The organism is Haloarcula sp. CGMCC 1.6347, assembly GCF_037078395.1.
In the GTDB taxonomy this organism is placed as follows: Archaea; Halobacteriota; Halobacteria; order Halobacteriales; family Haloarculaceae; genus Haloarcula; species Haloarcula amylolytica.
Window position 1 is genome coordinate 169,403 of record NZ_JAYMGX010000004.1, and the last position, 13,712, is coordinate 183,114.

General features: G+C 58.1%; 12 protein-coding genes. 10 read left to right on the forward strand and 2 right to left on the reverse strand.

The window, feature by feature from the left end; translation table 11 throughout:
* Nucleotides 1-127: 127 nt before the first annotated feature.
* Both VI340_RS18480 and VI340_RS18485 read right to left on the reverse strand, forming a co-directional pair.
* A complete protein-coding gene (locus VI340_RS18480; RefSeq protein ID WP_049942820.1) occupies nucleotides 128-637 on the reverse strand; it encodes a universal stress protein in 510 nt (169 codons plus the stop codon).
* Nucleotides 638-758: 121 nt separating this feature from the next.
* Nucleotides 759-1,907, reverse strand: a complete 1,149-nt coding sequence (locus VI340_RS18485) for an FAD binding domain-containing protein (RefSeq protein ID WP_442905129.1) — start codon at nucleotides 1,905-1,907, stop codon at nucleotides 759-761.
* A gap of 196 nt (nucleotides 1,908-2,103) precedes the next feature.
* Between VI340_RS18485 and VI340_RS18490 the strand changes: the two genes are divergently transcribed.
* The 10 genes from VI340_RS18490 (at nucleotide 2,104) to VI340_RS18535 (ending at nucleotide 13,362) form a co-directional block, all read left to right on the forward strand.
* Entirely contained in the window at nucleotides 2,104-3,210 is a 1,107-nt protein-coding gene (locus VI340_RS18490; RefSeq protein ID WP_336358925.1) for a tubulin/FtsZ family protein, read from the forward strand.
* 119 nt (nucleotides 3,211-3,329) lie between these two features.
* Complete coding sequence (locus VI340_RS18495; RefSeq protein ID WP_008308257.1) at nucleotides 3,330-4,241, forward strand: acetamidase/formamidase family protein; 912 nt, start codon at nucleotides 3,330-3,332, stop codon at nucleotides 4,239-4,241.
* Nucleotides 4,242-4,490: 249 nt separating this feature from the next.
* The gene (locus tag VI340_RS18500) at nucleotides 4,491-5,852 is read left to right on the forward strand and encodes a bifunctional metallophosphatase/5'-nucleotidase (protein WP_049942819.1); all 1,362 of its coding nucleotides are present in this window, start codon (nucleotides 4,491-4,493) and stop codon (nucleotides 5,850-5,852) included.
* Between the two features lie 335 nt (nucleotides 5,853-6,187).
* Nucleotides 6,188-7,042 carry a hypothetical protein gene (locus tag VI340_RS18505; protein ID WP_049942818.1) on the forward strand — a complete coding sequence of 285 codons (855 nt, stop codon included), beginning with the start codon at nucleotides 6,188-6,190 and terminating at the stop codon, nucleotides 7,040-7,042.
* Between the two features lies 1 nt (nucleotide 7,043).
* Nucleotides 7,044-8,789: an ABC transporter ATP-binding protein gene (locus VI340_RS18510; RefSeq protein WP_336358926.1), complete on the forward strand. Its 1,746-nt coding sequence runs from the start codon at nucleotides 7,044-7,046 to the stop codon at nucleotides 8,787-8,789.
* Complete coding sequence (locus tag VI340_RS18515; protein WP_008308251.1) at nucleotides 8,789-9,598, forward strand: energy-coupling factor transporter transmembrane component T family protein; 810 nt, start codon at nucleotides 8,789-8,791, stop codon at nucleotides 9,596-9,598. Before VI340_RS18510 ends, VI340_RS18515 begins: the two co-directional genes overlap by 1 nt.
* 186 nt (nucleotides 9,599-9,784) lie before the next feature.
* Nucleotides 9,785-10,531, forward strand: coding sequence for a 2-phosphosulfolactate phosphatase (locus VI340_RS18520; protein ID WP_336330844.1), 747 nt, complete (start codon nucleotides 9,785-9,787; stop codon nucleotides 10,529-10,531).
* The gene (locus VI340_RS18525) at nucleotides 10,531-11,319 is read left to right on the forward strand and encodes a histidinol-phosphatase HisJ family protein (RefSeq protein ID WP_336358927.1); all 789 of its coding nucleotides are present in this window, start codon (nucleotides 10,531-10,533) and stop codon (nucleotides 11,317-11,319) included. The genes VI340_RS18520 and VI340_RS18525 overlap by 1 nt, the downstream gene beginning before the upstream one ends.
* 363 nt (nucleotides 11,320-11,682) lie before the next feature.
* On the forward strand, nucleotides 11,683-12,177 hold the full coding sequence (locus VI340_RS18530; RefSeq protein ID WP_336330843.1) for a DUF3592 domain-containing protein: 495 nt from the start codon (nucleotides 11,683-11,685) through the stop codon (nucleotides 12,175-12,177).
* A gap of 132 nt (nucleotides 12,178-12,309) precedes the next feature.
* Nucleotides 12,310-13,362: a hypothetical protein gene (locus VI340_RS18535; protein WP_336358928.1), complete on the forward strand. Its 1,053-nt coding sequence runs from the start codon at nucleotides 12,310-12,312 to the stop codon at nucleotides 13,360-13,362.
* Nucleotides 13,363-13,712 lie beyond the last annotated feature (350 nt).

The following is a 13,712-nucleotide window of genomic DNA, read 5'->3' on the forward strand; positions in this document are numbered from 1 at the left end:
GGACGGGCTTCTGTTTTCAATACTTTACTGTCGGCTGTAAGTCTGTAAAGAATTTCGCCACCCGGGGTGGCGAATATCTTAAAATAGTTACAGCCAACAGTATTGACTTGTCGAAGACTATCGGTACCTACTCCGGGAGATAAAAATCAGATTTCGATTGTCTGTGCGGAGACGTGTTCCTGAGTTGAGCGATCTTGGACGGGTTCCGATGGCGGACGATGACGACGTCGTAGGCGTCGTCCGAGGCGATCGACCCGCCGACACTGCTGATGCTCGTGACGAGATGGCCGGCGTTTTCGCTCCCGATGAATACCATTGATGCGTCTTCTCTCTTGGCCATCTTGCGGATGGCTTTCGCCACCGACCCGGCCGGCGCGTACCGATCCACGACTGTATGTCGGAAATCCGAACTCGGACACAGATCCGTCATCTGCTCGTGCAGCGAGGTGACGACTGTCTCCAGATCGAATTCTTCGTTCGGCCCGATCCAGCCGTGTTCCCGGGCGTACTCGGCATTCCCCTTTCGAATGACACTGACGGCCAACACGTCCTCTTCGAAGACAGTGCCGAACTCCGTCGCCCGAACGAGTGCTGCCTCGGCCAGTTCGGAGCCGTCGAACGGCACAACGAGTGTCATACGCTGATTACCGGAGCCGTAGACAAGTAACATACCGTCCGTTCTTACGACGCGAGAAGACAGCCCGCAATCGAAGAGCCAGTACTGCACCCAGACCCGAGACACGCAGAACGGTAGTCCATCAACTCCCGAGGGATAACCGTTCGTCGCCCATTCGCTTGCCTTGCGCAACGAGACGCTCTCCGTAGTCGGTCCGGGCGTCGTCCCATGACGCCAGCGCATCTCCGAGCGAACTGTGGCGGTCGAGAGCGGCTTTTAGTTCAACGGCGTCGCTGGCCGCCTTCGCAGTACCAGCGGCAGTGTGTGGACGGGCGACGAACGCCGCATCACCGAGCAGACAGACCCTATCGACTGTCATCTGGGGGGTCTTGAGGTCGTAAATCGCCTGCACGAAGGGGGCTGCTGTTGTTGCCACGAGGTCGGCAAACACGGGCGGCAGTATCTCGGTCGCCCGCTCACGCTGGCGCGTTTCGACCGGGTTTTGGAGGTGCCCCGGCGACACGCTGAACTGCTGGCTCGCTCCTGTCGTGTCAGTGAAAATAATATCACGCTCGCGCCCGCGGAGTGTGTCGTACCAGACCCAGTTGAGACGGCGGTCACCGGGAGCCGTGCTTCCGTCGCCGCCGGGGATACAGTACGCGAGGATGAGCGTCCGCTCCCCTTGATAAAACGTGAAACGGCCGTCGAACGCGTCGATGACTGCGTCCGAAACGTCAGTCTCCGGGACGACACCACGCCACGCGACGTAGTCGGCAAACTCCGGTTCGGTCTCGGGAAACAGTTGCGCACGGGCCGTCGACTGCCCGCCGTCGGCAGCGACAACCAGATCGGCCGCCGTCCGGTCCCCATCGGCGAACCGAACTGCGCCGTCTGTGGCCCTGAGACCGGTGACAGTCCGGCCGGTGTGGTACCGGTCGTCCGGGAACGCCGCCCGCAATTGACGGTAGACCGCGTCCCACGAGGTGAACACCATCGAATCCGATGTCGACGTCCGTACATCGCCGTCAGCAGTCAGAAACCGCCGCTCACTGGCTCGGGTGGTGATGGTCGCCGGGTCGACGATGTCGTGGCGTGAGAGGAACTGTCGGATCGACTGCTGGGCGACGATGCCGCCGCCGCGACTTCGGAGGTCGCCGGCCGATTGCTCGGCGACCGTCACGTCGTGGCCTGCATTGTCGAGAGCGATGCCGGTAAACAGGCCGCCCATCGACCCGCCGGAGATGGTGACGGACAGGGAATCGGATGGTTCGTTGGCGAGGTCCTGTGACACGGCCCCTCTCAGCGCTTGCCGTACGAAAGGCCTCTGGTCCACCGACCGATGACAGTATCGCTCCCGAACACCAGCCCCGAGAGGCGCTCCTGAAGTTCCCCTGTCGCTTCCGCTGTAACTCATCATACTACGAAGTCCCAGTGGTTGCCTCGCACCGAGTCGGACTATTAATGTCAGCCGACACTAAACACGACGTATGCGAGTCGCGGCAGTCGGAATCGGTGGTGCCGGGGGACGGATCGTCGAGCGGCTGTGGCAGGACAACGAACGCCGCGAGACGACGTATCTCGGCGCGGCCTGTGCCGTCGATACGGACACCGAAGCGCTCGACGAACTCGACGCACTTCCGGACGACCGGCGGCATGCCTTCGGACTCTCCGAAACAAACGGGGCCGGAACGAACGGGGACCGGACGAACGGTACTGCCGCCATCGAAGACGAACGGCTCGAAGTGCGCCGGCCGATAGACCAACTGGTAACGAGCGATATCGACGCTCTCGTCCTCGTGGCCGGACTTGCGGGCGGGACGGGCAGTGGCGCTACGGCCCACATTGCCGACGCACTCAGAGAGATTTACACGATCCCGGTCTACTGCCTGTCGGTGTTGCCTGCCGGCAGAGACGACGAAGCAGCCACCAACACCATCCAAGCACTTCGAGCGCTGGAAGCGACCGTCGACGGGCAGATACTGTTCGACAACGAAGCGTGGCTCGGAAGCGGACAGACGGTCGAGACGGCCGCCGAGACGCTGAACGAGACTGTCGTGACACGGCTGGGTGCCCTATTCGCAGCGGGTGAGGCGACGGCATCCGACGCAGTCGGCCAGAGCGTCGTCGACGCCAGCGAAATAATCAACACCCTCTCGGACTCGGGTTTCACTACGCTTGGCTACGCCAGTCAGGACCTGCAAGCGGACGATGGCGGCAGTGACGGGACAGTCATAGACCAGCTCAAGAACCGTTTTCTCGGCGACAACTCGGACAACGTCGACGAAATCGAGGCATACAACGCCGTCGAGACGACACTTCGCCGCGCTGTACGCGGCAAACTGACGGCCCAGTGCGAGCTGGATTCGGTTGATAGAGCCCTTGCCGTGTTTGCCGGACCGCCCGCGTGGTTGATCCGGGATGCCGTTACCGACGGGCGGCGATGGCTCACGGAGGAACTCCAGTCACCGGAGGTGCGGAGCGGCGATATGCCGACGCCAGACCGGGACACGTTGTCTGTCCTGGTCGTACTTAGCGGCGTCACAGAACTGCCGCGGCTGGTGGAACTCAAAACGCTGGTCGACGAATCGGAATGAGACGGCCCGTTAGATTCTCGTGGGACTGGAGCCAGACCGTCTGAAGTGCGGAAAAAACGAGACAAAGCGGATTATACTCAAATAGATTTATAAGTGACAGTTTTCAACGAAACCATACGATGACACGGACTGTCATATCATACGAAGACGGCCACGTCTACGAGTTCTCCCCGAATATGGAACCGCTGTATACGGCTTCCGACGGCGAGCCGATCACGTTTGAAACCATCGATAGCCTGAACAAAGCCGTTCAGTCAGACGCTGATCTGATGGATGCGATCCCTGAAGAAGTGAATGCGGCTACAGGGCCGGTTGCTGTCGAGGGAGCCACACCCGGCGATGTCCTCAAGGTTGAGATCGAAGACGTCCGAGTCACCGAGGATCTGGGTCGCGTAATTACGGCACCGGGGTTTGGACTCCTTCAAGATCACGAGGACATCGAACACCCAGCGACGCGCGTGACGGAGATAACCGACGGCGGGGAGTCACTCTCGTTCAAGGATATGGAGGTACCAGTTGACCCCGTCATCGGGACCATTGGCGTGGCAACGTCCGAGGAATCGATGTCGACCCTGACGCCACACGACCACGGCGGAAATCTCGATACCACGGATATGACCACTGGGACGACGGCCTACTTTCCGGTGTTCCAGGACGGTGCGATGTTAGCGATGGGTGACTCGAAGGCCGCGATGGCAGACGGCGAAATGTGTGGCACTGGTGCCGAAATCGGAACCGAGATCGACGTCACCGTCTCAGTAATCTCGGATGCCGCTGTCGACCTTGAGCGCCCACTCGTCGACACCGGTGACGCGTGGAAGACGATTGCAAGTGCCGAAACGATGGAAGATGCGGTCAAGACGGCAAACGAGGACCTCATCGGATTGCTCGCTGCCGAACACGAGTACACGCTGACCGACGCCTACCTCTTTTCGAGCCTCGTTGGTGGCCTCGAAATCAGCCAAGTCGTCGACCCACTCGTTACTGTGCGAAACTCCATTCCGCGCGAATACCTCCCAGATCCATTCTAACTATCGCGGCGAAGCTGTCAGTTCTGTTGGCACTTAGCGGGACGACAATTTCAACGGGGACACTCATCTGGATAGTGGATCTCTGCTCGTCCTGCTGCCGGCATTCCGCAAATTGGTGGCTCTGAATCTGGCGTACACCGCTGAACGAACGCACGACCTCCCAGAATCGACAGCTTCTGCTATCGGCCACCTGCCAAGAAGCCACAAACGGTATCCACTTCTATGCCCCGCTGGAATCGGCTCCGAAAGATGTCGATCCGGTTGCTCCACTACTCAGACATTGAGAACGCTTGCGACGACCCCGTGCGGATGGGTCGGCTTGCCGGAACGATCCAGTCAATCCGCGGGGAGGATACTGTAGTCGCTGGCACCGGCGACAACACTGCACCGGGTGTCCTCGCCCATTACTACGAGGGGCATCAAGCGATGCCGTTTTTCCGGGCAGTGAGTACCGACGTCGAGACGGTAGGGAACCACGATTTCGACTTCGGGACTGCTCCCATTCTGGACGTGGTCTCGAAGAGTCCACAGGAGTGGGTCGTCGCGAACGTTTACGAAGGCGAGAGTGAGGGCGCCCGTGGCGCTCCCTTCGCTGGATTAGACGGGACGACAGTCTTGCATCGAGATGGCCGGCGAGTCGGATTCGTCGGCGTAGTCGATCCCGCGACTCCCCGGATTGCTTCCGGCGCGTCAGAGCTGAACGTGACCAATCCTGTCGAGAGCGTGCGGAAAGCGGTCAGCGAACTCGGCAACAGTGTCGATCATTTCGTCGTCCTCGCACACTTGCGAGACGACGTAGAGACCGACGTTGCGGCCGTTCAGGGCGTCGACGCGGTCCTCGGCGGCCACGTCCACAGGGAGCGCCACGAGGCTGTCGACGGAACACTGGTTGTCCGCCCCGGAGCGAACGGGCAGGTGGTCTGGGAAGTCGAACTCTTCGACGGGGACCGCTCGCCGATTGCCACCCGTCATTCGACATCCGAGGGACCTATCGACGAGTCCGTGGCCGACATGACCCGCGAACGGCTGGCCGATGTCGGTCTGCTGGAGACTGTTGCCACTGTCGACGATCCGATCCATCGAGGCCTCGACGAGCGAACCCGCGGCGAGAGCCGCGTTGGCAACCTCGTGGCTGACGCCTATCGCTGGGCGGCCGATACTGACGTCAGCTTCGTCCACAATGGCGGCCTTCGAACGGGGCGACCCCTGTCCGGCGAGGTCACTGCTGGCGAGGTGGCCAGCGTACACCCCTTCGGCGGTACGGTAGAAGTCCTCGGCGTCTCCGGTGAACAACTACGAACCCTCTTGCAGGCGGCCTTCCGTCCCCACCGCGAGGACGGACGGCTCTGGCACGGCGACGTCAGCGGGATGACCGTCGAGTACGATTCCGAGGCTGGACGGCTAATCGGTGTGGCTGTCAACGGCCAGAGTCTCGAAGCCGGTCGAGAGTACAGACTTGCCACCAACTCCTACGTCGTCTACAGCGATGACTGGCCGATTCCACACGAGGCAACCATCGACTCGTTCGGTCTCCCGTTCGAGACCGTCGCAGACTACGCTCGCGAAGAGGGCATCACTGTCCGGGTGGGTGGCCGACTCCAGGACTGCTGACCGGGTCCCGCCACGGATGGCCTTCAGCAACTGTCTCCTTCAGGTACTGACCGTTCCAGAACTACCCTGTCGTAGTAACCAACAGTACTTGCTATCGACGGGCCTTGTTTCGACGCGGTGCAGGTCGGCCGAGCCGGTAGCTATCGGAAAAACGAAATCGACCAGAGACTCCCACAGACCGGTCCTGTTCAGTCGACACAGACACCACCCCACGTTATTGGAGACATCTAAACAGGGCCGTATATAGTATTACGAGTCACGGTGGACGGTTCATAGTAGTCAGTATACATATTATAAATGTTCAAACACGTCATCAGTATGCGTTCCAGTGTAGCATGAGCACACTCTCGGCTGATACGGAGAGTTGGTTATCGTTTGGTAAACAGGACATGATGGTGTTCATACTCGTTATGTCCCTTACCGGGTTGCAGAACGCGTTCACAGAAATCATGCCCGAGTTCACGGTCGGACCGCTAGAACTGGGGGTTGGTGGCTTCATCTTTATCCCGATCGTGCTGGTGCTACTTTTCAGGACCTACTGGGCTGCAGTAGCCGTTCCTGTTGGCGAAATCGTATTCGGAGAAATACTGCTCGGTGAGTTCGATGGACTGGGTGCCATGGAGGGATTGCTCCTCATCCCGGTCTGCTATTATTTCGCCGCGAAGCTGCTTCAGGACCCGGAAAACACCACACAGTTGGCAATTGTCGTGTTTCTGGCTGAGGCACTCGAAGAGTTCTTCGCTACGTTCATCGATATTGGGAAGGTGTATGTCGGGGTTGAAGAATTGGAAGCCGTACCCGGCCTCCCCGAGAGCATTATCGTGCTCGAAGGGGTCGACTTCCTCACACAGATGCTAATCACGGGGACTCTTTTCGGCGTAATCCCCGCACTGTATCTCTACCCCAAACTCCACGGTAAAGTCGAACCGCTGCTCGGTATGGAACCGTTTGAGGGTGAACGCGGCGGGTCGATGTGGCGTGGCTTTTCGCCGAAGGCGCTGTTGGCGGTGCTTATCGCCTTCCCGCTCGCCTTCGTTGCCGAAGCTGCCAGCGAAGTCGGTGGGGCGGTCAACGTAGTCTGGGAGCCGGAATTCCTCGCGACGTTCGGCCAGAGTTACATCGCAGTTCCGATCGTCGTCTCCGCTATCGTCGCCACCATCGTCTGGTACCGCGCAACGCAAACGGCGTAAGATGATGACAGCGACACACGACTCTCAAATTGCCGTTGACGAACTGCAGTTCCGGTATCCCGGTGCTGACGAAGCTGTGTTGACCGGGGCGGAGCTGACGATAGAGCCCGGCGAGTTCGTCGCCATCATCGGTGGGAACGGTTCCGGCAAGACGACGCTGTGTAAGTCGTTTAACGGAATCATCCCGCATTTTTACGAGGGTGATATGCGAGGGCAAGTTACCGTCGCTGGACACGATGTCTCCGAGAGCTCTGTTGCAGAGCTCTCACAGCACGTCGGCTACGTGTTCCAGGAGTTCGATAACCAGCTCGTCAGTCCGACTGTATTCGAGGAAGTCGCTTTCGCCCCGATGAACTATGGACACGAGGACTACCGCGAACGAGTCCACCGGACACTAGATCTGCTCGATTTGAGCGGACTGGGAGACCGCTTCGTCTGGGAACTCTCCGGCGGACAAAAACACTTGGTTGCGCTGGCGGCAGCGTTATCGCTAGACCCAGACATCCTAGTCGTCGACGAACCGGCGGCACAACTGGACCCAGTCAACGCTCGGGAGACCTACGACCGTCTCGCCACGCTCAACGAAACCCACGGGAAAACCGTGGTCACTATCGAACATCAGACAGAGTTCATCGCCGAATACTGCGATAGCGTCGTCCTCGTCGAGGACGGTATTGTCCGTTGGAAATTACCGGTCGAGACGGCCCTCAATCAGCTGGAAGACCTCAGAGGACAGGATGTCCATCCCCCACAGGTCACGCGGATCGCCGAGCGCGTCCTCGATGATGCTCGCCCGCTCCCGGTGACGCTCGCGGACGGCCTCGATCTATTCACCGATTACGGCGACACCACTGTGGCTCGAACTGACGGACCACCGGAGGTGAACCGGAAAGGGAAGCCTGTCATCTCCTTCAATAACGTCTCGCAGTCGTACGATACACTCCGAAGCGGGACAAAAGACGTTCTCGATACCCTCTCACTGGAGGTCTACCCAGACGAGCGGGTCGTCCTCGTCGGCAGCAACGGCGCTGGGAAATCCACGCTCATGCAACTGGTGACTGGCTTGGAGACGCCCGACGAAGGGACGGTCACCGTCGGCGGAACAGACACTGGAGATGTGCTCCCGGAGCAACTGGCCGAGGAGGTCGTCTACGTCAAGCAGAACCCCGAAGAGATGTTTATCGACGATACTGTCCGGGCTGATGTCGCTCACTACCTCGATGATAGGGGCTACCCGAACGTCGAGCAGCGAGTCGACGAGGTGATCGAATTCCTCGACTTGGAAGATCTGCAGTCCCGGGACGGCCGCCTGCTCAGCGTCGGCCAACAGCGCCGGGCGTCACTGGCTATCGGGCTTGCGACGAACCCGTCGATTATCCTGCTCGACGAACCAACCGGCAGTCTCGACCTCGCGAGTCGCGAGGAGGTCGGTCGAACCATCGACCGGGCGGGCGACCGTGTCGAGACGGTCGTGATTGCGACACACGACCTCGAGCTCGCGGCATCGTGGGCGACTCGTGTCGTCGTGCTCGACGACGGTGACATCATCGCTGACGGCCCGCCGAGTGACGTGTTTGCTGACCTTGCCGCTCTCGAACGAGCGAACCTTCACCCACCGCAAGTGGTCCGCCTGGGGACAGAACTCGGCCTCAGTCCCGCACCGCTCACGGTCGAGGCGTTCACGGACCGACTGAACACGGCAAGTCCGCCGGACGAGACATCGAAACCGACCGTGGAGGAGCAGTGATGACGACACTCGATGCGCTTCGTGATGCCACGTCTGTCGAGGCGATCAAGGCTGACTTGCTTCGGACGGCCTACGAGAACGAGGGTTCGTTCCTCCACCGCTTGGACCCCAGAGTCCTGTTACTCTGGTACGTCGTCTTCCTGTTCGTCCCGTGGCTGTTCTACGACACGACCATCCTTCTCGGACTGCTAGCGTTCGTGTCGGTGCTCGCAGTACTTTCACGGGTCAGCCTGTTCCTCGTCGGACTGATGGCGTTTACCGTGGCAACGACGTTAGGATCGTACGCTGTCGTGACTGTCTTCACGGGTGATCCCGTTGCGGCAATTCGAGCGTTAGTTCCGTACACGCTGAAGTTAACGATCATCTCCGTGTCGAGTTTGGCGGTGTTCTCGAGCATGGGTCCGAAGACCCTCTCTCAGGGTCTCAGAAGTCTCGGGATTCCACGACAGTTCACGTTCCTCATCACGTACGGCTACCGGATGCTCCCAGTGTTGTTTGAGGAGTACCACGATCTGGTGAACTCGTTCCGGTTACGGAGTACGGCTCCCGACTCACCCGGGCGATTCCGCTGGCGGCACTACGTCTACCTGCTGAAGCTATCGGTGCGTGCGTTCTATCCGATGATCTTCAACGTGGCAAAGCGAAGTCGCGTCACCGTCGAGGCCATGGAAGCCCGGGGATTCTCGCACTCACTAGCCGACGAGGCGAGTACGGAGCTTCGGCTTGCGGACATGCAGATTCGACCCGTCGATGTCGGGTTCTTCGCCGGTTCTCTGCTCGTCGTTACCGGACTCGCGCTTCTTCTGTGATGTCCTCCGCGCCGTTGACTGTTGCCTTACCGCGTTCTCATTCTCTTACTAGCGTATCAAAAGGGACTCCAGTGTACCCTTTGACAGTCTGGCACTGTCTACAGTATATTGAGGGATACATATCGGGTGTAACTGCTCCATAGGGCTCTTAGCGGTCTTTTTGACATGACGGACTGAGTGAGTGATATGAGCCTGATTACGGGGAACTCGCTCGAATCGAAACTGCTGGAGACGATTATTCTCGGCCGAGCAAAGATTCCGGACGACCCCGATCCAGGGAACTATGTCGTCGTCGACGTCGCGCAGTTCTCGACGACGGTCCCGGAACTGTTTGCGAATGGCGCGGAGTACATCTACATTACCGAGGAACGGGGGAACGAACCAGCATTCAAGGCTGAACATCCAGACGCGAAAATCGGCGGGAGTTCCGGCCCGGACTATCGGGGCGAGGAAGGATACGACTTCTTCAATTCACCGAGCTTCGTTCAGGATATTGACGTCGCCGGTCGGCCGACTGCGATGACCTCGACCAACGGTGGGAACGCGGTCACGGATATCCGCTTAGCAGGCGGTGACGACGTCGATATCTACGTTGGTGGGTTGACTAACGGGAAAGCGGTCGCCGACTATCTCGCAGACAGCGACCGCGAGACCTATTTCGTTGCCGCCGGCTCGAGAGGGAAACCCTCGCCTGAGGACCTCGTTGGCGCGCTGTATATTGCTCGGCAACTGCACGGGAAGCCACTGACACCGGAGCAACGCGATATCTATCGGGAAGTCGTTCAGTTCGCGAAGGGGCCGAAGTACGAGGAGAAACCACAGATCAAGCGTACGGACCTCTACGAGTACACACTCGCGTTCGACAGCCGTGACGTCGTTCCGAAACTGGACGGGCAACGACTCTATGACGTGAGTGGCGAGAGCGAGATCTGATGCGGACCGATATCCACACGCACACCACGTACTCGGATGGGTCGGATCTCGACGCAATGATTACCGCGGCCGAACAGGCTGGCTTGTCTGCACTCGGGCTGACTGATCACTGTATCGTCACTGAAGACGACTTCGGGCGACGTGCGAGATACGACCTCGTCGAAACGTATCAACAACGCCGGGAGGACATTCGTGCTGCCAGAGACACGACTGCCCTCCAACTGTACGATGCTGCCGAAGTAAGCTACGTCGAAGGCACCGAGTCGCGTATTGCGTCGTTTCTCGACACCGCCGACTTCGCATACACTATCGGGAGCGTCCACTTCGCCGACCAGTACGACTACACCAGTGGGACACAGTACGTTACTGCGTCCGCAACGCAACGCCGGAGGGCCGTCGAGCGGTACTACGATGCGGTCGTTGCGCTCATCGAATCTGAACTCTTCGACGTAGTCGGGCACCTCGACCTCCCAGAGCGCATTCCAACGTTGCGACGGCACACAATTCGAGCGGATTACGACCGGGTCGCACGAGCGCTTGCTGACTCCGAGACAGTCCCTGAGGTAAACGCCGGTCGCGTCCATCGCTCGCTCGGCCGGGTACATCCCGACCCAGCGATGCTAGATCTGTTTACCGAGTATGGAATCCAGTTCGTCCTCGGATCGGACAGCCACACGCCTGCAGAACTCTCGCAGCGAGTCCCCGAACTACGAACACTGACTGAAACACTAGACCGGTCACCTGTTGCTGCTGTACTACGCGATAATCAACAGTACCGTGATTTTTGAGCAACCTATAGTAGCCATTGAAAATCAATGCACACCTGCTCGCACGACGGCAGTGCGATCAGTGTGTACATCGTTTCAATTGTTACTATAGCGACTGTTCGAATGCTGTGAACACAGCGAATATCTCACTGCGATAGTGGCTATATATAGGTTTTAGTGGCCAGCCCCTATGATGATATCTTGTGTATTCCGCCCTCCAGGAGTACCATCGCACACTCCCACGACATAGCGCCCGAACTGTGGCTATGACCTGCTCGCCCCGTCACATTCATCTGAATAAACAGTTCAGTCCCCAATTACTTGAGCTTCTCACAGACACTTGGCTGCCGTTAGCCATCAAATTTTCCGGAGGAGACTGGTAGCATGGCCAACGATTCAGGGCTTCGTGTTACTGGTCCAGATACTCTGGGTGGCGCAGTACTGTACCTCGTTGTCGGTATCGCTATCGCTAGCTACGGGGGATTCGATTACGTTCAGCAGACTGAAGCAGTTCGAAACTCGGTTGAAGTGGACGCGAACATTACGGAACTCGGTATCGAAACGGATAGCGGAACATCGTCAAATCCGGGCGTAAAGTACGAACCGAACGTCGAATTTGAATACACCTATAATGGAACTACATACACCGGGACAAAACTATACCCAGCGAATATTGAGCGGAACTATGAGAGACGGTCAGCAGCCGAATCAGCGATCGACTCTTACGAACAGGGGACACAGACAACTGCATACGTGTCTCCAGACGAGCCAGGAGATGCGTTTTTGAAAAACAAAACGTCGAACGCACCGATCATCGCTATTGGACTTGGCGGATTATTCACCCTCTTTGCAGCCTTCTCTGTCGTGAAGAAGCTCTGAGTCCCCTTCCGTTGTTCGGCTGTCCGTGTCGTTACTGGACATCATGCGTGATCTGCCCGAATACGTTTAACTAAACACGACTGTTCTATTCGCGCACAGCTTAAAGTGTAAATAGAACTATATCTAACCAGTATGGTGGAAGAGTCCGGCCCGAAAGGAAAAGAGGAGGGTCAGTCGGCAGCACAGTCGACGTTCACGCTAAATCGGCGGACGCTACTTCAGTCAACCCTTGTTGGAAGTGCGATATTGGGGGGAGTCGGTCTGGCCACACCAGTTGCCAGACAGGTGCAGTCCGACGAGAAGGGTTCTGGAGATAGCAACAATCGCTCAGCGGGCTTTCCGCCGAGTGGCATCACTGAGTATGGACGGAAAGTCACCCTCGGAAACGGGGAGGTGCGAACATTCACGAGTGAAACACCGTCAGGAGAGCCGAGGTATCACGGAGTCGAGTTCGACCACACGGCACTCAAGGGGCTTCCAAGCGAGACAGAGATAAGTGAGGTAAACGATCCTGTGGAGACTGATAAGTATCGGTTTAGTGGACAGGCGGCAACGATCCATTTCAAACAGTCACTCCAGTTCTTTGTGCCGTTCCCAGATGCGGCTGGCACGCCGTTTACCTTCTTGGGACTCAACTGGAATCCGGACGGCCATTTCGGTGGCAAAGGAGCGTGGGAGAAGCCACACTTCGATATCCACTTTCATACGCGTGACCCTGCAACAGTGGATAACGTCGAGGGGCCTCAGCTTCCGCCGTACGATATCAAAACAGCGGACGGAATCGAGACAAATTTCGACTTCGCTCAACTTCCAGAAGGGTATGCGCGATCACCTCCGCCCGTCGCTGACGAGCGGTATATCACAGACATGGGTGAACACGTAGCTCCCAACGATGCGCCTGAACTCCCAAGTGGCCCCGACGACCGAGGTGATCCTACTAGCTTCAGCAACACACTCATTCAAGGGTTTATCGGTGACACAAAGGGGTCACAGTTGGCGTTCGTGGAACCGATGCTCACCCGAGAGTTCCTGAGCGATTTCCGAGGCAGCAAAACGTATGACGTCCCACAACCGGCCGAATATCCACACGAACAGCAGCACCCACACGAGTACAGTGTCCGGGATATCCCGTCGCAAAACAAGACCGTAGTCGCTATTCAGAGTTTCAAACAGGTATCTGACTGAGCAGCAGGATCGTCTTAGTTGAGCACACTCGCTCAAATTGAATTCTCCACGCAGTGCGGCTCATTGCGCCACGCAGTTTGACAGAATACGCAAATACGGTGGCCACGAGGCGCACCGTGATATTAGCACTATCTGACAAGTCGTTTAGTAACTATTCTGTATGCAACACGTCCCCTCGGCAACCGTCGATGTGACTGAACACGCGACGCTCACAAACATAGAGTTGAACTTTCAGTATAGTAGCCATTGGAAATCAATGCACACCTGATCGCATGGCGGCAGTGCGATCAGTGTGTACATCAGTTCAATTGGTACTATAGAACCACTACAGCGAGTGTTCATCCCACTGG